At 57.1% G+C, this 20,645-nt stretch carries 15 protein-coding genes; 7 read left to right on the forward strand and 8 right to left on the reverse strand.

All coding sequences use genetic code 11. From position 1 onward, the window contains the following. Positions 1–421 precede the first annotated feature (421 nt). Positions 422–1,330 (forward strand): tyrosine-type recombinase/integrase, encoded by a 909-nt coding sequence (locus tag FE702_RS18805; protein WP_147124215.1) that lies wholly within the window; start codon positions 422–424, stop codon positions 1,328–1,330. A gap of 74 nt (positions 1,331–1,404) precedes the next feature. Further along, complete coding sequence (locus tag FE702_RS18810) at positions 1,405–1,830, forward strand: site-specific integrase (RefSeq protein WP_255449527.1); 426 nt, start codon at positions 1,405–1,407, stop codon at positions 1,828–1,830. 523 nt (positions 1,831–2,353) lie between these two features. Here FE702_RS18810 and FE702_RS00250 read toward each other — a convergent pair. From FE702_RS00250 to FE702_RS00280, 8 genes are all read right to left on the reverse strand, one after another. Continuing rightward, complete coding sequence (locus FE702_RS00250; protein ID WP_255449528.1) at positions 2,354–3,091, reverse strand: DMT family transporter; 738 nt, start codon at positions 3,089–3,091, stop codon at positions 2,354–2,356. After that, entirely contained in the window at positions 3,088–3,474 is a 387-nt protein-coding gene (locus FE702_RS18815) for an ABC transporter permease (RefSeq protein WP_255449529.1), read from the reverse strand. Before FE702_RS18815 ends, FE702_RS00250 begins: the two co-directional genes overlap by 4 nt. A gap of 81 nt (positions 3,475–3,555) precedes the next feature. Next, complete coding sequence (locus tag FE702_RS00260) at positions 3,556–4,311, reverse strand: ABC transporter permease (protein ID WP_255449530.1); 756 nt, start codon at positions 4,309–4,311, stop codon at positions 3,556–3,558. A gap of 288 nt (positions 4,312–4,599) precedes the next feature. Then, positions 4,600–5,175 (reverse strand): ATP-binding cassette domain-containing protein, encoded by a 576-nt coding sequence (locus tag FE702_RS00265; protein WP_255449531.1) that lies wholly within the window; start codon positions 5,173–5,175, stop codon positions 4,600–4,602. Positions 5,176–5,182: 7 nt separating this feature from the next. After that, positions 5,183–5,683 carry a periplasmic substrate-binding domain-containing protein gene (locus FE702_RS18820; RefSeq protein ID WP_255449532.1) on the reverse strand — a complete coding sequence of 167 codons (501 nt, stop codon included), beginning with the start codon at positions 5,681–5,683 and terminating at the stop codon, positions 5,183–5,185. Positions 5,684–5,700: 17 nt separating this feature from the next. Beyond that, complete coding sequence (locus FE702_RS18825; RefSeq protein ID WP_255449533.1) at positions 5,701–6,465, reverse strand: ABC transporter substrate-binding protein; 765 nt, start codon at positions 6,463–6,465, stop codon at positions 5,701–5,703. 419 nt (positions 6,466–6,884) lie between these two features. Further along, complete coding sequence (locus tag FE702_RS00275; RefSeq protein WP_147124216.1) at positions 6,885–7,415, reverse strand: asparagine synthase-related protein; 531 nt, start codon at positions 7,413–7,415, stop codon at positions 6,885–6,887. Between the two features lie 3 nt (positions 7,416–7,418). Continuing rightward, positions 7,419–8,858: an asparagine synthase-related protein gene (locus FE702_RS00280; protein ID WP_147124217.1), complete on the reverse strand. Its 1,440-nt coding sequence runs from the start codon at positions 8,856–8,858 to the stop codon at positions 7,419–7,421. Positions 8,859–9,969: 1,111 nt separating this feature from the next. On the opposite strand from FE702_RS00280, the gene FE702_RS00285 reads away from it, so the two are divergent. Genes FE702_RS00285 through FE702_RS00305 form a run of 5 tightly spaced genes read left to right on the forward strand, consistent with a single transcriptional unit; the run spans position 9,970 to position 20,631 of the window. Further along, positions 9,970–13,575, forward strand: a complete 3,606-nt coding sequence (locus FE702_RS00285) for a hypothetical protein (protein ID WP_186826942.1) — start codon at positions 9,970–9,972, stop codon at positions 13,573–13,575. A 26-nt stretch (positions 13,576–13,601) separates the two neighbouring features. Further along, positions 13,602–15,050: a hypothetical protein gene (locus FE702_RS00290; RefSeq protein ID WP_147124219.1), complete on the forward strand. Its 1,449-nt coding sequence runs from the start codon at positions 13,602–13,604 to the stop codon at positions 15,048–15,050. Between the two features lie 42 nt (positions 15,051–15,092). Beyond that, a complete protein-coding gene (locus FE702_RS00295) occupies positions 15,093–15,800 on the forward strand; it encodes a hypothetical protein (protein ID WP_147124220.1) in 708 nt (235 codons plus the stop codon). After that, positions 15,797–18,727, forward strand: coding sequence for a DUF6603 domain-containing protein (locus tag FE702_RS00300; RefSeq protein WP_147124221.1), 2,931 nt, complete (start codon positions 15,797–15,799; stop codon positions 18,725–18,727). The genes FE702_RS00295 and FE702_RS00300 overlap by 4 nt, the downstream gene beginning before the upstream one ends. Beyond that, positions 18,724–20,631, forward strand: coding sequence for a hypothetical protein (locus tag FE702_RS00305; protein ID WP_147124222.1), 1,908 nt, complete (start codon positions 18,724–18,726; stop codon positions 20,629–20,631). The genes FE702_RS00300 and FE702_RS00305 overlap by 4 nt, the downstream gene beginning before the upstream one ends. Positions 20,632–20,645 lie beyond the last annotated feature (14 nt).

Below are 20,645 nucleotides of genomic sequence, written 5' to 3' on the forward strand. Positions count from 1 at the left end.
CTAACCAAGTCGGTGAGCTATCTTGGCAGAAGAACTCCAAGTTGCCTTCCTCAGGATATCTCCGAGTTATAGTTCTGCGGGACGTTTCACTTTGATGGCCATTGAAACTTTCAATGACGCAGTCTGCGTGCCCATGCTCAAATCTAGCACAACGCTAGCACAGTTCGTTTTCAGTCCATCAATATCAACGGGTTAACCCGCCGTGACGCGCATTGAAAATCCTCGTGTCGGTGGTTCGATTCCGCCCCCGGGCACCACTTAAACATCCGAAGATAAGCAACTACATGTGATAAAGCCCAATAAAACAGGGCTTTCGCGCTTCCGGTCGTCCGATGGGGTTTCCTCCCGTCCAGCACTATGCCGCCGCTTTGGGGGCATGATTGGGGGCATGGTTGGAATAGTTGGTTTTAGGATGCCCCCAATGCCGTTGAACGATACGAAGCTTCGGAATCTCAAACGCAAGGAAAAGACCTATAAGGTCAGCGACTCTGGTGGGCTGTACATCGAAATTACAAAGGCGGGATCGCTACTATGGCGCTTGAAGTATCGGTTTGAAGGGCGTGAAAAGCGGTTGTCCTTCGGGGCGTATCCAGCCGTTTCACTGGCCGATGCAAGGAACGCACGCGAAAGCGCCAAAGCTATGCTCGCCAAGGGGATTGACCCGAGCGCGGCAAAACAAGCGGAAAAACAAGCCCGTCGCGCCATTTCAGAACATACCTTTGAAAAGATTGCGGATGATTTTTTGGAAAAGGGGCGGCAGGAAGGCCGAGCCAAGGCTACGCAAACAAAAAACGCATGGCTGCTGGACATGGCCAAGGCGGATTTTGGCAAGATGGCCATCACGGACATTAAGTCGCCGATGATCTTGGATTGTCTGCGAAAGGTAGAAGCGAAGGGCAACTACGAAACTGCTCAACGCTTGCGCGCAAAGATTAGCGCGGTGTTTAGGTTTGCTGTTGCGAGCGGCGTGGCAGAGTTCGATCCGGCGCATCCCTTGCGCGATGCGCTAATCCGGCCCAAACCAAAATCTCGTGCGGCTATCACTGAAAAGAACGCGCTGGGCGCGTTGCTGCGCGCTGTTGACGGTTTCGAAGGGCAGGTGACGACGCGCATTGCTTTGCAGTTGCAAGCTTTGCTTGCTCAACGCCCCGGTGAGTTGCGCCATGCGGAATGGACTGAGATTGATTTCGCAAATGCCGTTTGGACAATTTCAGCGGATCGAATGAAGATGCGCCGCCCTCATAGCGTTCCGCTGGCAAAGCAGGCTTTTGAGTTGCTGGATGATCTGCGCCGGATCAATGGGAACGGGCGATATCTGTTCCCGAGTTGAGATCATTCCACCGGCCTATGAGCTAGAATACCCTGAACGCCGCGCTGGACCGATTGGGGTACTCCAGCGGTGAAATGACAGCACTTGGCTTCCGGGCGACGTTTTCAACACTGGCAAACGAAAGCAACTTATGGCACCCGGACGCCATTGAGCGTGCATTGGCCCATGTCGAAAGCAATCAAGTCCGGCGCGCCCATGAAATGGGCCAGGCAGGCGGCGTGTTCTGCGTCATTGGCCTGAAGCGCGATACTTACCGTAACGCTAAAGCAATCCGCCAACTGATTAAGTCCGCCTTCATTGCCGCCGGACTGCCTACCTTCACTCCACACGCCTTCCGCAAGACATTGGTGAAATGGGCCGAGCGGCACTACCCAACGCTGGAATGCTTCAAGGCTTTCTCTCAGAACATTGGGCATTCAAACGTTGTTACCACCGTCAGCGCCTACATGCCTGTGTCGGTGGAACGTCAGGGCGAATTGATAAAGAGCGGCCCGAAATGATGCTTCTTGGTTGTCGCTGCACCGCCCAAATCTTAGTCTACGAAAAAGACAGTTCGCCCGATGTTTGAAACGCCCGACATGCCCAGCAATCCATTTGCTTAGAAAAGAATACCTTTGAACGTGCCTCGGAAGTTCGTCAGTCCACTCCGTCGTATCAATCCAAACTTCTAGACCGTTGGTCTTGGGGATTGTGTTTCCAAGGTCTGCGTTGGGAAAGCCGCGATGCAGCAATTTCCTTTCGAGGAGTGGCTGCTTTGGGCCGTTCACTAAAGTCGACATCAAAGGCGGGCAGCGGAAGTTCGTCGCAATTGCAAGTATTGGAGTAAGTTTGACCTAAGCAGCCTTTCAGCAGCGCGAAGCAGCTTTGTTGGGTTGCTGCGAAGGAATTTTACTTTGCTTTTGGCTCTTTAGTCGCGATCAAGGCCGCCCCTAAAACCAACACAAACGCAAATAGGAAAGCTGTGGCCAGCGGTTGGTTGAAAATGAGCAGATCAGCGAGCAAGGGCCATAGCAATGCGACGTATTAAAACGGTGCGAGGCGAGATGCCTCAGCGTAGCGGAATGCGAGCGTCATAGCGATGTAGGCAAAGCCCATAAATACGCCAGCACCGATCAAAGCCACGAGCATCCAGCCGTTTGGTAAGACCCAACCCATAGGCAAGGTGACCAAGCCGCCAACCATGGAAGCCACAACAAAGTAGAATGCGATGGCGCCCGGGCTTTCCAATGTATTCAGGCTTCGCACCATGATGAGCGCGAGCGCGGCGAGAACGGCGGACGCTAAACCAAGAAAATAGCCAGTTAATCTGTCACCCGCGGCTTCGCTGCCCAGTTCCGGCCAAACCAGTGCGATCACATCGGCAAACCCAAGCGCTAGGCCTGCGACCCGCCAGACCGTCGACTTTTCTCCTAGCGGGACGACGGCGGCGATGGCTGTCAGAACATGCAACAGCTGCGCGATCAAGCTGGCCTCGGCGACGTTCAGCCGGGCAAGTGCCGCGAAGGATGCAAAGAGGGCGAGGGCGCCGAAGCCTGAACGGAGCAGATGTGCGCCGGGGCGCTTGGTGGCAAGGACGTTTGGAAATTCGTGCCGAAGCCATAGAAAGATCACCAACGGGATCAGAGCGAAAAAGGAACGGAAAAAGACGATCTCACCCAAAGGAACCGCGTCGCTTTCAGCTTTGACGCAGACCATCATCCCGGCAAACAAAAAGCCGGATAACAGGCGAAGTGTGATGCCAAGTGGGGCGTTGTCCGTCATTGCCGCTCCGGCTCTTCGGCCAAGGCGTCTCGTAGCGCGTCACCCGCTAGACTGATGGCGGGAACACTGATCATCGCGGCCAGCCCGGGCCGTATCATTTGCAGCGGCGTTGACCGAATATGGACGCGGGCGTCCAGCAACATGCTGCCCCATTCCGGGTTGGGTGGCTGCACCCCAAATCCCAGAATCCCGATGGCGGAGATGCCAAGGATCGCGCGCGCGAACATACCGGTCCAGACGACGGTCAGCGATGGCAAGAGCGATGGAAGGTAATGCCAACGCGCAATAGCCAGCCCTGACATCCCGGCCAGGTGCGCTTGGATGACGTAACCTCGGGTCTGGAGCGACAGCCCGATGCCCCGTGCGTCGCGCGCGTAGCGCATCCAACCAGTTACAGCCAAAGCAAATATCTGGCTCCACGTTCCGGCCCCATTAGCCCTGCGATGACAATGGCCGCGACGAGTTCAGGGAACGCAAGGAAGGAATCCGTTGTCCGCATCATGACCCAGGCCGCAACGCGCCCACCCAAGGCTGCGAGCAGGCCGACCGCCGTTCCTATGACACGGCTGATGAGCTACCCGACAAAGGCGAACCCCAAAGACCACCGCGCGCGCTTCTAAGATGCCCGACCGAATGATCCGCGTCATTGAGGCCGCCACACCAAGCCCGAGTGTCACAGCAGGCAGGACCGCATGGGCCGGTTTACGGGCACCCATAGCGGGCAACCACGCCAGATGGACGGCAAAGATCAGGATCAGCAATAGATCCAGCCAATAGGCCGGGATCGCTGTGCTTAGCGTGGCCACCGCGACCGATGCCTGGTCCAGCCAAACATCCTGTCGCCGCGTGGCAAGGTAGGCAAGCGGCAATGATGTGCCGAGCCGGATTGTCAGCGCGGCCATGGCCAGTCGGAAGTTATAGCTCATCGCGTGGCTCACATCGGGCCATACGGGGCGGTCCGTCACCGCTGAATGCCCAAAATCCAATGTCAGAACTGGACCCAGCCAATCCCAGAACGCGACCCAGAACGTTCGGTTCAGACCTGCCTCGGCGCGAACCTGATCAATTACGTCCTCGGTCAACAGCGCATCGAACCTTGCCATCGCAATCGCCTGCGCCGGGTCCCCCGGTGAGTTCCAGAGCAATGCAAAGTTGACCAACGCCGTGCCCAACAGCACGACCGCTGCGCGAAGCAACAGACCGGAAAGCGTCACGATCATGCCGCAGACTCCAGAGAGCCCAGCGCAATTCCGGCGTTGCGCAGGGTTCGCCCGTAGTCGGATTGTGGTGTATGCGCAAAGGCCTTCGCCTACGCCCGCGAGGGGCTGTCCCGCCGGTGAGCGCAAAGAAACGTCGTGCAAAGTTGGTTTCTTGCCACGGCGGACGGACACTTGGGATATGTCTAGCACGGCACCGTTGCCCAACTCTTATGGTCTGTCAGCGTGCGCGCGGCGGCGGACTTTTGGCGTGTCAAAAAAATGGTCTCGGTCGCGCCTTCCTCGACCAGCTTACCGTCTGACATCACCATCAGCTTTATGACCCGCCGCGCGGCAAGGCCGAGGTCGTGAGTGATTAACATCATCGCCGTATTGCGCCCTTGCAAATGCCGGTCTAGCAAATCCATAGAGGCTGCCGCGACCCACGGGGGCGAGCGCAGAAGTCGGCTCATCCAGTGCAATCAAGTCAGGTGTCCCAATCAGCGCCATCGCCATGACAACACACTGCTGCATCCCGCGGCTCCACCCCCAGGGGCGTTTGCGCATGTCCCCGCTTTCAATGCCCAGCGCAGAAAACAGCGCCGCGCGATCTACGTCTGCAACACCCGAGGCGCGTTCGGCCTCGCGCCAATGCAACGCCATACTCCGCAACGGATCGAGCGCCTCGTCCGGGCTTTGTGGCCCATGGCTGACGCTATGCCCCCGCGCGCGCAGATCGTCGATCAGCGCGTGGCACAGCGTGGATTTGCCGGAACCGGATGATCCGACCAGACCAATTCTGTCGCCGGTCGCAATCGACAGCGATGTCGGGTGCAGAATCGTCTGACCCGAGAGCACCGCTCTGAGGCCGGACACCGTCAGTTTCATCGGAGGGTTATTCCGTAAGCGTCGTTTCGAGCGTGACCCAGTAGGTCTCGGTCGGATGAACGCGGTAGCCTTCCAGACCGGGCTTAGCGATGTTCACCTGGTTCACGTGATAAACGGGGATCATGGCGGCGTCGGCGGCGATGATCTCTTGCACCTGAACATAGATCACGCCACGTGCGTCCTGATTAAAGGTGGCGCGGCCTTGGTCCAGCAGCGCGTCCAACTCGGCGTTGCTATAACCGCCTGAATTTGACCCGCCGTCCGTTTTCAGCAGGGTTTCCAGCACGCCGCCCGGATCGCCCTGTGGTGTCATCACCCAGGTCGGCAGGAACATGTCTGCCTCGTTCGCCTTGATCAGGTCATTACTCGCGCCCCATTCACCGACACGCACGTTGGCTTTGACCCCAATCGCGGCAAGGAAGGCCTGCGTTAGCTCCGCGGTCGGCGGCAGCGCCGCGCGCGAGGAATAGGTTACAATGTCGATCTCAAGCGGTTCGCCATTGAGCATTCACGGCCCGGCTTCCTTTACCGCGCCAGCCTCGGCCAGCAGAGCCTCGGCCTTGGCCGGGTCATAGGTTGGGGCGATATCAGCGGCCCAGCCTGTGCCTGCCGGATCAGTGGGTTCGACATTGGCCCGGCTTTGGCGTTCATCGTGTAGAAATAGAGGCGCGCTGTTGCAGCGGTGAAACCTGCAGCGCCAGTCTCTAGAATGCGCTCGTAATCCGTCTCGGGATAATTGATCACCATGTCTACTTCGCCCGCCTCCAAGGCCAGCGCGGCAGTCGCAGGCGACGGGATGCCTACAACCTCGATCTCGGCAATACCCGGCGCGCCGAGCCTGTAGTTTGGGTTCGCTTCGACACGATAACGCTGCTCTGGGATCGCTTCCTGGAAAACAAACGGACCTGTGGCATTGATCGGGAAGCCTTCAGATGCCGCACCAAGAACCTCAATCGCCGGATCAGACAGCGTCCATGGGAAGGCAGAGTTCGGACTGTTTGTCTCAAACACCACAACGCTGTCGCCGTCAGTAGATATACCCGCGAGGTCCAGCAGCTTGGCAACTCGCGCGTTATGACCTGGGTGTTTTTCGTCCAGAATGCCCTCGATGGAGGCTACTACATCGGCGGCGTTTACCGGTGTGCCGTCATGGAATATCACCCCATCCCGCAGCATCACCCGCCATGTTGTTGGGCTGGCTTGCTCAATACCCTCCGCCATGCGGCGATACAGGTTCAGATCATAGTCGATCCCCATCAGCGTTTCCGTCACACCGGTCTGGTTCGACATCCACCCGTTAAAACCTGCGCGCGGGTCTGGCACTTCACCGGTTGGATAGACTGGCCGGGTACGGCAGCATCGTCTATTTTTGGCCTGTCAGGCCTTATGCGATGTGGTCCCTAGTTTGCGTTTCATTTCCGACTGGTTTTGTCAGATGATGGAAAGCTGGTAGCCGTGCATTCTCGCAAAAAAAACAAACAAAAAATGTTATGAAATAACATTGTATTGCGACGTAGATATTGCGCCCTTAGTTCCGGTTCCAAAGACCATGGCGTCCACCCGACGGAATAACTATTTCCCAGGCAGGCGTCGCCAACACACCCTCCATCCTTAGTGGACAGTCAATCACCACGGTTAGCCATTATTCAGATTGTTTCCTGAGATGTGCATAGATGATCTAGTGGCAGAGACGGTAAACACCGTTGAGCTTAGCGCGGCTTGCTAGAAGCAGTGGAAACTTCGCCGGGCATCTCTTCATCAAGCGCCTTCTGCAACGCCATCATGTTTGAAATAGCGATAAACGAGCTGTTAAGGGGCCATTGGCTTGTGCGACCGGTCGTGGCGACTTGGATGATGTGGGCTTCCGCTACTTTCACGGTGGGTTGGCGATCCATGGATCGCCGCACAAAGTCGAAGTCGAAATAGTCGTGTAGGCGCGGGTCCTTTTCCAGGCGGTTGAGCTCTGACTTCATGGCAGGGATTAAGCGCGCGATGTGAAGGCCGAGTTCGACGAAAGGCAGTCCGTCCTGATCGCGTAGGCGGGCTGCGTCATGGACGATGCCATCCATCGCGGCGCGGATCGGTGCACGGAAAAGGCCATCGCGATATTCGAACTCTGGCGGGCAAGTAAGGGCAAAGTTGATCAGGTCCTGATCTAGAAGTGGGTGTATATAGCGGAGCCCGTGGCGCAGGCCGTGGCAGGCGAGGATCTCAATCCGCAAGGCGAGGACCGGGCTCATCACTTAGCTTAGACGGTTGGTTTGCGTGTCGCTTGTTCGAAACTCCAACAGGTCGCTGTTTGCGCGATATTGGGGTTTGAAGCCCGTATACATTCGGTGGTTGTAGTTCATCGTCTCGCGCTTGGGGCCCGAGAACAGCTCGCGCAGGCGGGTGCCTTGCGGCATCAAGGTATCGGCGGCGGCGCGGGCATAGAATTTCAGTCGTTTCCGGCCCCGCAGCTTACGCGCATCCGCCAGCAAACGAAGTTGGCGCAGGTTGCCCTTTTTCAGAAGGGCGGCGTGCGTGCCCAGACCTTTGTAACTGGCGGCATTGTCGCCACCCCATCCCGTCAACAGGACGTCGGCCCCGCTTTGCGCGGCAGCAATTGCTGTTTCATATTCAGGAACACCCTCGTCGAATTGCCACGCAATGACCCCCAGCTCGGCAGGCTTATGGTCTATCTTGGGTTTGAGCCGGTGACGCCGCCACGAGATGCGGTTCGATCCAGCCACGACCTGTTGAGCGACCTCCGTTTCGTCCAACAATCCCGAATAGGTTTGTTCCGCTTCCTCCGAGGCAGCATAGGTAGAGGCAAAGATGTGTTGATCGTCCGATAGGTGGGCTTCGGCAAGCATGGTGACGGATGTCGAATCGAGACCGGATGAGACCGAGGCCGCAAGATCCCCTGTTGTGGGTATCCGGGTGGCGACGGCCCGGTCCATCAGACGCCGCAATTCGCGCGACCATCCGTCGAAGTCCTTTGGGGCGTCTGGCGCAGGGCTGGGGCGCCAGCATGTCTTGGCAGCTGGGACTCTGCCCGCGTCGGATGCAGAAAAGGTCATCTGCGAGTTTGCGGGCACGCGGTAGAGACCAGTGATCAGCGTTCGGGGTTTCGCTGCGGAACTACTGGCGATCAAGTCCACGACGCCATCCAGGTTGCGCTTTGCCTTGATGACGCCTGCGTCGATCAACACCTCGGGCAAGGAAGCAAAAGCAAGTTGGCCGCCCGCGCCCCATGCCCAGAACAGAGGGCAAACGCCAAATGGATCGCGGCGGGCGATCACTGTGTCGGTGGCAAGGTCATGGAGCACTAGAGCAAAGGCGCCCGCCAACTGGTCAAGACCTGCAATGCCGTCGCGCGCGTAGAGGGCCGCGATGAGGACGGCGGGATCACTGCCTGCGGGCAAGCCGAGCTGCTTTTCGAGTGGTTTGCGATTTGTCAGATGGGCCGCGCAAACAACGTGGACCGACGCGTCTTGGTACATGCCGGTGGCGCGTGGCGCAGGTTGGCCCGGCTTGTTCGAGGGGAAGGTGTGACAGGCCAGTGTGCTTGTCGCGGTTACGCCGGTCGTAGTTGCGGCCGCCTTGCCTGTTGAAACCCTTTCGGCAAAGGCGCGTTGAATATTGCTAGAAACACGGTCCGGCTCAGGGCACCAAAAGACCGCGTTGATCGCCGTTAACATCGTTCGTCAAACCATTTTGGGTTTCGATCCGTGGCGCTTGGCCTAGAATGAGTACGCAAAGTTTGCTGTGTGATTACGCCCCCACAAACGCTGCCGGAAAAGCCCGTCATCCATCACCGGTGTTGCGTAAAGCTGACCGTTGAGGCCCTTGGATCGGCCTGATCGGCAGCGCGCAGACGCAAGGCGTTATGCTATCACGAACAAAGGCCAAAATCCGTATGGCCCAACGATCCACATGTGCCGGCTATGGCCGACTCTAGGCTCCCAACAGACCCGCCTTCGGTTTCATCGACCTCAAGGCACATGAGTGCCGGCGGTTGATATGCTGGCCGTTGCCTCTCCGCCTTCGCGTCAATTCCCTTATTCGAATTCATTTAATTTATTCCTGTTGGTTGAGTGTGCACATTGGATCGACCCACTCCGTTGCGCTCAGGTGTCTAATAAGGCGCTTCGGGGCAACGCTAGCGGCAAGGCAGTAGCTTATCAAGGCGTGTAGTCCTACCGGCGGGATGCTCTGCAAGGACCCAGCCTAATGCTACGAAGTGGAGAATGGCCGTGAAGAGCTCAGGTCTACCGAACGCTGTATAAGCGTCGAAAGCTAGCTTTGACGCCTTTCTGTGTCGCGTGCCGTCCTCTGTTCAGGCGATGACATAGCTAAGGCGTCGGAGACAGGTCAGCACCATGGCCTCGTACCCCGGCAGCGGTTGGTGCGCCTTTTAAACTGACCGAGAAGCACTTTGAGGAGATGGTGGCTGCAAGTATGCTGCCGCCGGTCCTTCCGGAGTGTTTGCGCACTGTGCACGCAATCTCGTGCTAGAAAACCTTCGTTGATCGGATTGAAAAAAGCGTCTAGCGTCAAAGTCATAGTGATAAAGCGACGCATTTTTTTCTGTGGCTGGTTGGGGGATTTTTGGGCCAGAGATGTATTTTACCGACGGCTTTGACGGCGTTTTATGTTGCAGGAGGAAACACTTCTGTTTCCGTTTTGGGGCCGTCTGCGGAGTTTAGTGATCTACCGGGCAAAGCTGATCCTGACACTCCATTCGTCAGTGAGGTAACGGTTCCTGCTGAATTTCAGCAACCGGACCTGTCCTTGAAATCAGGGGTTCATTTGCATTGGCATTTGCCTGCGGGACTGACACGCCCCTCCGCTAACGCGCAGGGCGGCGGTCAATTTCCAGCAGTGCCAAACCGTTGGCTCGTCTCACGCGCGAGCCCGCAGTTGGGAGCAGCCCAATGGATCATCGAAAGCGATTACTTGCATCCACCCGGTGCCAGCCACGACGCGGTTTCCTTCCCGTTTCTATCTGACGACCAAACCCCTTTCAGGTTGTTGGGAAGAACCGTCAGACTTGACGAAGCGACGACTGCCGAGCCGGGTTCGGCTTACCTGCGCGGGACCGATGGCCAATCTCTTTTGACAGCGATTGGGTATGGTGAGCCGACCTTTGCGAGCTATTATCCAAATTGCAGGAGTGTTTTTGGTTTTCACGACACGGACATCAGAGACGACAATGACCTCACGGGGCTCAGCTATGAGCTCCTCGGTTGGTATTCGAATCTGGATGACGACCTATTAAGTCAAGCGAGAGACTGCCTTCTGTCATCGAAAGGTACAATTAACGATGTTCTGCGTCGTGAGTTTGGCTGGTCAGTTGCGCAAGAAACACAAACGGCACTGTCGGAGCTGGACGGCATTCTGTGCCACGGAAGGCTGGACTTTGCGCCTGAATCTGCCCCCGAGACCGTTGGCGCATTGCAAGTCAGTTCGGTAAGCTTGGCGAGCAACGGTGAAGAGGCTCTCGCCGCCTATCTCGCCAGAGACGTCGTCCCAGACAGTTCTGCCAGCGTCTTTGATGCCATTTTCCAGCACGAGGATTTGGCTGAGGCGTCGGTGGACCGGGCGGCGAAATTCAATGTTGTGCGTCATGACAAAAGCTTCACGGCGCGGGATGCCGGTCGTCTTTGGAGCATTTCGGCGCTGTCACAGGCGGGCGAAACATCAAATCAGGGTGTTCCTGCAGGCTTGGCAGACGCTCTTGCTGCATTGAACGAGGCCCAAAGACAGTTTGATCGCACAAAGGATCGGATCGCAGCGCTGCGGAGTCGGTTGTTCTCGGATTGGTACGAATATCAGCTGTCGCTTTACCATGAGACCGATGAAGACACCGGCGAGGACGCTCAGACCGCCCTAGGGCTAGGCGGCGATGGTGATGATGCACAAACCGATCCTTTCGGCGCAGAGTCAGGCCAATCTGATGGTGACGACGCGAACACACCGGTGACGGGTTATCGCGGACGACATGTTTCGGCGCAAATTATTCGCGATTATCTGGAAAACCACGCAGTACCCGAGGTTGAGGGTCTGATCGCAGAATGCGGTGAGTTTTCAGTTGAAAGCGCGACAGACGCTAAAAACGTGACTTCCGTAGACGTCATCTCCAGCGGGCAGCATGCAGCCCGTGTCAGCGCGGCGGCGGCAAACCTGATTTCGCAAATTGAGGACATGAACGCACGCGTCGCCAGCGAGGCGGCACAGAACGACACTGAAACACCTCCGATTGCACTTGGTTTGTTTACGCGCGCCGCGCCACGATGCTGGCAGCCAAAGGAACCGTCCATCTTGATCGCGGGGCCGTGCGCCCGATCGCAGTCGCATCCATTACGGGCCAAAGACGGAACGCTGCCAATTGCGATCGTCAAAGTGGACGATCCGGTAAAGGATTTGGTTCAGGCGGTCAGCGCAGAAAACAGGCGTGTCCTAGATGCTGTGAGCCCGCCTCAGGTCTGGAAAAGAAACACGTGGTCCGCTCACATGGTGGAATGGAGCGCTGAGTATTACCCCTCGGCAACGTCCGACGCCTTGACCGGCGAAGTGTCTCCGTTCCAGCTTTCTGACACAGATACGAATTTAACTCTGGAAGAAGGGCCCGATGTACCAAGCTTGGTCACGGTTGTCGGGACAAGCTTGGTCAGTCCGCAGATCAAAGACGTGGCCGTCGCTCGGTTTGAAAGCTTTCTTCGCCGCGCCATGCTTGCTGATTTCAAGCGCTCGCAAAGGTCGGACCGGAACAGCAATGATCCGGAAACAGGATCTTTGGAACTGGCTTTGTTGGACGCATATTTGCCGTCGGTCGACCGCTCGACCGATGCGTTTGATCAAAACCTGTGCGACATAATTCGCGCCTATGATTGGGCGCAAAGCAACGCAGACATCGAAGCTGCGTTGCAGGCTTATGTGGCTATGACGCGAGACGGGTTCGGTGTCCTTAGCCAGTCTCTGAGTGGCTTTAACGCGACGCTCCTGACCCACAAGCAGACGTTGCAACTGCCTGTTGATGACCCCCGGATGGAGAGCGCGGAACGGAATGGCTTTGTACACCGGCTTGCCAATCTTATCGGGAATAGCAACGTCTGGGCACCTCGACCGGTCAGTACGTTTTCGCCCGTGCGGTCCGGCGCATTGAGCATCAGCCAATTGCGACTTATCGACTGTTTCGGGCAGGTCATGGAGATTGATCGCTCAGACCAGGTGCTGAGCGAGATGGCGACGCCTTCTGACAATGGGCATCAGCCAGGCCACCTGACCCTATCGCCACGCATCACACAGCCCGCGCGGCTTTTCTTCCGGTGGCTGGATGCGGAAACCTCAGAAGCAAAAGACCGAGAGGCCTTCGACGCCGCGACGCCGCTTTGCGGTTGGATCCTGCCAAACTTTCTGGACAACAGCTTGGCAGTCTATGCGGCTGATGGTGCGGCTCTAGGCCAGCTTGGCGTGGACGCGACCTGGACACCCGCTCCGGGCGGCTCAAGCGTTTTGAACGTCGGTGGAATTTCGAATGACCACTTGCGCCGTGTCGTCACCGAAATCCAGCATTCGATGCAGACAGAAAGCGGTTTTGGCGAGGCATTGGTGGTCACTTTGCAAAATGCCTTGGAACACATCGATCCAGTTGATGCCGAGGCGCATAAAAGCATGGCGTTGCTGTGTGGGCGTCCCATTGCCGTTGTTCGGGCGATGTTGGACCTGCAGTTGCAAGGACCCGCCGCGATTGATCGTACCGAAACGAGCTTTGCCGACGATATGGAGCGTTGGGACAAAACCGGGAAATCGGTTCGAACAACCAAAGGCATCGAAGACATACGATTTCCGATCCGGCTGGGCGAGTACCATCAATTGAACGACGGCTTGATCGGTTATTGGGTGGAAGATCGCTCCGAGACGGGCGAAATCTCTTTTCGGGACCAAACATTCCACGCGCCGCAATCCACCACCGAGCCTAGCCCCAGTATCCGAACGCACGGCCCGGCCAAAGACAGCCAACCGGTTAACATCACCCATACGTTTGGGGCCGAACCACAAACCCTGACGCTTTTCATGGACCCGCGCTGCAAGGTGCACGCAACCACCGGCATCTTGCCGACCAAGTCCATAGAGCTGCCACGTGAGGCCTATGCCGACGCGCTGGAGGCGATCGAGGTGACATTCGAGGCTGCGCCGATCCTGTCAGACCGGTCTATGCTGCGCCTGCCACTCGGGCCGGAAGCAGGATCGACTTGGTCGTGGCTGGAGCGACGCGGTGACGATTGGACGGAAATCAGCTCTGACCCAGAGGACCAGCCAAGCATTGGCGACGTTGGGCCAGACCCGAACTTTCAAGCACAACACGAAATACGCGATGGCTGGCTCGTTCTGCGCCGCGCACCCAGACCGTAGAGATGTCTTAGGAATAGGATTTTGTTATGCCGTCTTTTCACCGAATAATCGCTTTCGCCCTTGCAGGTTTGCTGATCTGGACGGTCCCCGCTATGGCTCAATCGAACGCCTGCGCGCCGAAGACAGGCATGATCTCAGGACTGCGGTTCGACGTATTGGGGTCGGACACGATCCTGAACGACTGGGACGACAAAACAGGCACAGCTGGGCAGGTCCTTTCGAACGCACCTGTGAATGTGCTGACTCTTCGGATCGAGAACATTGCCAACTATCTTGGCGGGAAATCAAAGGATCATTCATTCAAGTTTACAAATAGCGATTTCGCCGATGGAACCACTTTGGCGATATCGCTGGATTTGCAGCCCGGCAGCGAGGACGCGCCCATTGAAAAGCCCTGGGCACTTGGGCATGCGACCTTGCTGAAAAACGCAAAAGTCAGCATCGCTGACACCTCTTCCTTTCGGCTGAAGAATGTGAATGTGGTCACGGTTGGTGGTTCTGTGGACCGCCCCAACATGGTTGCAGGGGACACGCGTTTTTTACTGTCGTTTGGGTCCGATTTCGAGATTGTCCCAGGCGAGCGTCTGGACCTAAAGATCGAACTGCCTGTCACCGCAGCGCCGACCGGGCAAAGCAATTTGCATCTGGTGTTCCAGAACCTTCAGGTTAATCCGGTTCACGGCAAATGTGACTATCGCACCGTTGCGCGCACGCACACGAATGTTGCCTTGCATAAGCAGCCGCTGGTGATGCGTGGGCGGGATGTAGGCATCGGGACCGCCGACCCAAAGGCGCGGCTCCACGTAGCAGGCGGAGCAGTCTTTGACGAAAAAGTTGGCATTGGCACAACAACCCCGACATCGTCGCTAGATGTGAATGGCATCGCGAAAGTCAACGGCTCCTTGTTTGTTCGCGGCTCACCGGCAAGCGTTCACTTGGGTGAGGGTTTTTCCAACACATGGACCCTTGGCATGTCGGGTGAGCAGTTCAGCATAAGTCGCAACATTGCGTTGGACAGCATCTGGACCGCCATGCGCCTAAGCGCCGATGGCAACATGACATTGAAACGCAGAGAACACGGGGCGCCGGGCATCTTGTTGCAGGATGTACGGTCGGACAAACAGTCGGTGCCTGCATTGGAAATTCGCAGCAAATGGCCTTCAATCCGGTTTGCCGACGAAAAAGGACAATCTGGGTGGGAAATGAAGGTGATCCCCGACGCCATTCAGTTTTGGCCTGTCGTAAACGGACAAATCTCAGGGGACGGCGCATTTGGATTTAGCTTTCACCGCGGGAAAATGCGGCTGTTTCTGGACGAGGATCGCGCGGTGGAAACTGTCGCGAGCGAGGTCGCGATGGAATTGATGGCTGAGGTGTTGGATGGCAGAAACTTCGAGAAACTGATCAACGAAAAGATCCACGATTTCGTGACAAAGAACTGTGGGTTCAAACGCGACGGATCCATTGCATGTTAATGAAGCCGTTCATCTTGCCCCACCACAAAGGCCAAAGCGCCCATGGATGATGACGCCATCATAGGCGCGACAACCGTGGGCGATCTGATCAGCGCGGTTGCGGAGGCGCATCCCGGTTGGATTTCCGAAGCACTGAGCGATCAGACCTCGCGCTCGGCGCTTTGGGACACCCCGGTCCACGCTATCACCCACGACCCATCCTCAGACATACCCATCACCGCAGAGCTTGACCCTGCATTCCAGCAAACCTTGGGTATTGAAGCCCAAAGCAAATTAAAATTGATCACATCGGAGACCCAATACATGGCAGACTTCAAACTAGAAATTACGGTTGGCATTAAACAAGGCGGCGAGATGAAGCCGATGAATTTCGAGGTGTCCAACAAAACCCAATTCCCAGCCCCCCAAACAGACGGCGACGGCGGTCTTTCACTCAGCCTTGGGGAAGAAGGTTTCGACGTTGGTTCAGCCAGCGAATTTGCAGCGCTGGCCCAAGATGTTTTTGGCTTGCAAGGTCTGAAAGACCAATTGGATCAGCTTGGGCATGGGGTTGGTGACATCTCTTTCCGCATTGAAGAGTTCGACCTCGCCGTCCCTCCAAAACTTAATGGCACGCGCGGTAAGACGTCGTTTAACGCCACAGTGATCGCCAATCTGGAAAAGCTGGAAATCGCCGATGTTGTCGATGACAAAATCAAGCTGCAACAGGCTCGGGTGACGATCAATCGTCCAGCCCAAGACGAGGAGTGACTTCGTCCCCACACACGTCGTCTGGAATTGAGTTCCAATTCGAACTGAGCGCAAATCTTGTGCTCGGCACCGGACCTGTGCCGCTTGTTTTAGAGTTCAGCCGCGACGACGCGGCCATGGTCTTTGACGCGCATGCGCCGGGTCTTGACCACGTGACCGTGGCCACGGTCGTCGACGCCTTGGTAGAGCCGGACCTGGCCAAGACTCTGCCTGACGTCCTGCGCAAGATCGCTGTTGTCGAACTCGATGTCAGCGGCGCGCCGGGCGGCGATTTTGAACTGCTTTGCGCGGTTCGCATTGAGCTCTCAGGCCATCATCTTTTGATGCGAATTGGGGTTGGGCGCACCGGTGGTCGGGCACATCTGTCAGGCCGATTGGTTCTGGATGGCGATCCTCCTCTAGAGCTAGAGGTGCATTTCGGGGGTGATAGCTCCCAGACGCGATTTGCAGCAAGTCTGCTGAACGCCAATGTCGATATCCGCGCCTTGGTGGCGTCTGTGTCCAAGGACTTGGCCGAGCCGATCCCACAGGGATTAGAGCTGAAAAATGCCTTGCTGCGCTTTGCCTATGAAAGCGGCGAGAAGGACGACGATGCCAAGTATCTGGCTGCCGTGGATCTGGGCGCGTCGGTGGGGATGGACTGGTCGGAACTGCCGCTGATCGGCAATGCTATGCCAGGGGATGAAGGCGTCTCCGTTGATGGTCTGCAACTCCATTTCAGCAACATCAGCATTGACGCCAAAGAGGCTCAAGGTTGGAGCGCCCTTTTTCCCCAAACCGATCTCGGTTCATTTCTGCCAACTTCCGGCATCTCATCAGGGGTGCAGTTGGCCTCAGGCCTTAGGATGGGAAACCGCCGTCTGGACCTAACGCTCCCGCTTGGCGGCGACACGGACGACACCCACGACGCCGAGGCAGAGGACGCTAAGGGGGAAGACCCGTTTTTCTCACTTGGTCCTCTCGATATTGATGGTGTGGGATTGGCGCTGCGCGACAGCCGCGTTTGGGTGACCTTTAATGCCACTCTCTCGGGTGGCGGGTTGCACATGGGTCTTGATGGTCTGGGCCTTGGGTTCAAGCTTGATGACCTTGAACACCCGGCGCTGGCGCTGGATGGAATATCTCTTGCTTACAGCAATCCTGCGGTGACGATCAGTGGCGATCTGTTGCGGGAAGTCGACCCAGATGGTTCTGAGCGTTTTGCCGGTGCAGCGCTTCTCAAGACCAAGCCGCTGACGCTATCAGCGGTCGGCGCTTATGAAGAGATTGACGGTCACACATCGTTGTTCCTCTACGCGGTTCTGGACCGCCCCATAGGCGGGCCGCCATATTTCTTTGTCACGGGGCTGGCCGCAGGCGTTGGCTATAATCGCCGCCTGATCCCGCCGACGATTGATCAGATTGAGGACTTTCCGCTGGTCGCCGCCGCGATGCGCGGCAAGGGCGACAATTCTGCCGAAGGCGGGCAGAAGATGCTTGCTGATCTGCGCACCTTCCTGCCCGCGTCGGAAGATGATGGTTTCATCGCCGTCGGCGTTCGTTTCACGACCTTTGAGATCATTGAAAGCTTTGCCCTCGTGACGGTTGGCTTTGGCCACAAACTCGAAGGGCGTCTCTTGGGTGTATCCACCTTGGAAACGCCACCCAAGAGCCCCACGACCCCGCCCTTGGCCCGAATACGCATTGGATTGATCGCCGATATCGAACCCGATGCATTGCTGATCGATGGACGGGTTTTGGACGGCAGTTTCCTGTTTTCCCCCGATTGCAAACTGTCCGGTGGTTTCGCGTTCTATTCATGGTTTGCTGGCAAGCATTCTGGCGACTTCGTACTGACGGTTGGCGGCTTCCACCCCGAGTTCGAAGCCCCCGATCACTACCCCAATGTCAGCCGCATAAGGCTGAATTGGCAGGTGACGCCTGAGCTTTCGCTGAAGGGGTCCTATTATTACGGGCTGACAGGCGCGGCAGTCATGGCAGGCGGCAATCTGTCAGCCGTCTACCGCTCCGGGTCGTTCAAGGCATGGTTTCGCGCAAACGCAAACTTCATCGCCGTTTGGGAACCCTTCGCCTATGATGCCAAAATAGAGGTGACAGTCGGCGCAAGTTATACGTTCGAGTCCTTCGGACTTTCTAAGTCATTCGAAGGCGAAGTCAGCGCCAAGCTCCACATTTGGGGGCCAGAATTTGCCGTTCACGCAGAGGTCGACATCGGGATCAAAACCTTTGTCATCGAGCACAACGGGCATGGGCCGGTTTCCGCTCCGCTTGGGTGGACTGATTTCAGTCAGAAGTTCCTGCCCAAATCTGAACAGGTGTGCAGCATCGTCCTAAAGTCCGGGTTGTTGCGGACGGTTTCTCCAAATGGTGCGACAGACAGTGGTGAGGACATTTGGGTCGTCAGTGCAAAGGACCTCTGCCTGAGTATCGAAAGCGCAATTCCCGCCTCGCGCGTGGCCAACCTGCAAAGTTGGATTGAGCCAGAAGGACATGACCTGACATTTGCGCATATGGGTATCCGTCCCATGGGCAAATCAAACCGCGATGTCGAAAGCGACCTAACCGTCATGATCACGCAGCCTTCATCGGGCAATTTCGTGTTGCGCGACATTCGCAAGCGAGTCCCTTTGGCTTTGTGGGGGGCTCCGCAAGCTGGCAGGCCAGCGGCAAACGATCCAAGGTATCTTGATGGTGCCCTCTGCGGTGTGGAACTCCGGTCTGCCAAGGTTCAAGATCCGGATGCCACGGCCAGCCTGGACGGTCATCTTCTGTCGGAAAGGGTCAAGACCCATGCCGTAAACCCAAACTGGGCGCCCCGCGACATGACGCAAAGCGCGGAACTCGCCTCCGGAACCCGGCGCGAAATGACAGAGCTTTCCGCCGATTTGCTTCATGCCTTTGATCTTGGGGTGGCAAGCGACACATGACCCGAAGTGCCAAGCTCACATTCCTTGAGAACCACCTGCCATCACTCAGCGCAGGCGCGTATGAGATTTCGGTCACTCAAACCGTCAGGGTCGATCAAGAACCACACCCGGCAAGTTTTGCTACCAATCGAAAAATCGGTATTGCCGCCGAGCGCACCAGTCTGAACCCCAAAGCTGTCCATCAGGTATTTCCGCCGGATCACAGTCGCGGCGATCATGATACGGTGCTGCCACACGTCATTCTGGAACGATCCACGCTGCCGTGGGAACGTTCGGCCGAGATTGGCACAGATGTACCTTGGCTGGGTTTATTGGTGTTTCACGGAGCCGAAGCGCCAGAGACCAAGCCCACGACAGCGGGCCAACTGTTTCTGGGTTCAAGCACTGCGCCATTTTTTCCATCGATCGAGATGGAGGACTTCTGGCAAGCGGAGTCCGATCCGGCCACCGTCATCGATGTTCCGGCTTTGCTCCTGCGACGCATCGTACCGACTGTGGCTGATCTTCGATTGCTCAGCCATGTGCGCAAGACCCATACCGAACAGGCACTTTCCCAAAATACTGAGCGGGCGGCGGTGGTCGCGAACCGCCTGCCGATGATCGACGGCCTGACGACCGTGCATCTTGTTTCGCTAGAAAACCGCTACGAAGGCGGTGTTTTCAATTTCCAAGGCGCCAGAGACGACGAAACCATCCGGTTGATCAGCCTGAAGTCATGGTCTTTTTCGTGTCGGAAAAACGGGCGCAGCCTTACCAACATCTTGCTTGGTCTCAGCTTGTCATCCGGTCACACCGGTCAGGCCGGGCTCTGCCTCCCAGCTGATGAGGCGGACACTGCGGCTGTTTCGACGAAAAAGGCAAACGGGTACGTGTTGTTGCCTCACCGATGCGCTGAAGGTCGCGAAAGGGCGGCTTGGTACCATGGACCTCTCCTTCCCGGACAAAACACCGCGTCGGACCAGCATGGGGCTGCTGCCGTGCATGCGGCCGAGGACCTTTACACCTCGGATGCAGAGTTCGAGCTTTTGGATGTATCCTACGGGGCCGCTTGGCAGCTTGGGCGACTGACTGCGCTTCGGGACAAGCCTTTTGCTCAGAAACTCTTGGCTTGGAAACGCAAACACGCTCAACGCCTTCACCGCGAAGGCGAGGCGCAAATGTTCGCAAACCTTTTTCCAGAGAGCGACCAGCCAAACGAATTTCCGGAATTGGAGTCTTGGCTTAAGGATCTGGCTCTGCTGAAATCCGTGCCGTTCGGATACCTCGTTCCAAGCGCGAAGATGTTGCCAAGAGAGGCGTTGCGCCTGTTTTGGTTGGACTGGCAATGGGTCGAGGCGCTCCTTGACGGCGCGTTCAGCTTGGGCCGCGTACTGCCTGGGCAGCACGCGAACGAGCCCCGCGACCCAATTCCGTCCATCCGTCACAGACCGATAACGGGCTTCTTGCTGCGATCGGAAGCGGTTGCGAAATGGCCAGAGCTCCGGTTCGAGATGAACGGACTGTCCGAAGGGGACGCGACGCGGCTACTGCGGCTGGACAAGCTCAGCAATGATACCCTGCTTTGTCTCTATGATGGGCCAATCCAGAGCCTGGATATCTTCCAAAAACCCGAGACACTGCACTTTGGCCTCACACTCGGGAGCGGGGAGAAATCCGGTTTTTACAAACAGCTTCGACATCCTGAAACAGGGGCTGCCCTGTCTGATGACCCTGCTGATCAAGCGGAGGCAACTTGGCGCGACGGCGCGCCGAACCGTGTGATGGATACGTCGAAATTCGCGGCGGTCATGGCCGACAAGCTGCAAAAAGCTGGTTTGCACGAAGGGCAGGGCACATGGACATCTGCGGACACTGCCATGCAGATGATCCAAGCTGAATTCAGAACGCGGATCATCGTCGCATAAGCCAGACACGACTG

The sequence above is a fragment of the Shimia ponticola genome (genome assembly GCF_007995215.1).
Classification (GTDB): Bacteria; Pseudomonadota; Alphaproteobacteria; order Rhodobacterales; family Rhodobacteraceae; genus Shimia_B; species Shimia_B ponticola.

Coding starts and splice junctions, on each gene's coding strand:
- FE702_RS18805 (WP_147124215.1), top strand. CDS start 422: ATGCCGTTGAACGATACGAAGCTTCGGAATCTCAAACGCAAGGAAAAG.
- FE702_RS18810 (WP_255449527.1), top strand. CDS start 1,405: ATGACAGCACTTGGCTTCCGGGCGACGTTTTCAACACTGGCAAACGAA.
- FE702_RS00250 (WP_255449528.1), bottom strand. CDS start 3,091: ATGACGGACAACGCCCCACTTGGCATCACACTTCGCCTGTTATCCGGC.
- FE702_RS18815 (WP_255449529.1), bottom strand. CDS start 3,474: ATGCGCTACGCGCGCGACGCACGGGGCATCGGGCTGTCGCTCCAGACC.
- FE702_RS00260 (WP_255449530.1), bottom strand. CDS start 4,311: ATGATCGTGACGCTTTCCGGTCTGTTGCTTCGCGCAGCGGTCGTGCTG.
- FE702_RS00265 (WP_255449531.1), bottom strand. CDS start 5,175: ATGAAACTGACGGTGTCCGGCCTCAGAGCGGTGCTCTCGGGTCAGACG.
- FE702_RS18820 (WP_255449532.1), bottom strand. CDS start 5,683: ATGCTCAATGGCGAACCGCTTGAGATCGACATTGTAACCTATTCCTCG.
- FE702_RS18825 (WP_255449533.1), bottom strand. CDS start 6,465: ATGTCGAACCAGACCGGTGTGACGGAAACGCTGATGGGGATCGACTAT.
- FE702_RS00275 (WP_147124216.1), bottom strand. CDS start 7,415: ATGAGCCCGGTCCTCGCCTTGCGGATTGAGATCCTCGCCTGCCACGGC.
- FE702_RS00280 (WP_147124217.1), bottom strand. CDS start 8,858: ATGTTAACGGCGATCAACGCGGTCTTTTGGTGCCCTGAGCCGGACCGT.
- FE702_RS00290 (WP_147124219.1), top strand. CDS start 13,602: ATGCCGTCTTTTCACCGAATAATCGCTTTCGCCCTTGCAGGTTTGCTG.
- FE702_RS00295 (WP_147124220.1), top strand. CDS start 15,093: ATGGATGATGACGCCATCATAGGCGCGACAACCGTGGGCGATCTGATC.
- FE702_RS00305 (WP_147124222.1), top strand. CDS start 18,724: ATGACCCGAAGTGCCAAGCTCACATTCCTTGAGAACCACCTGCCATCA.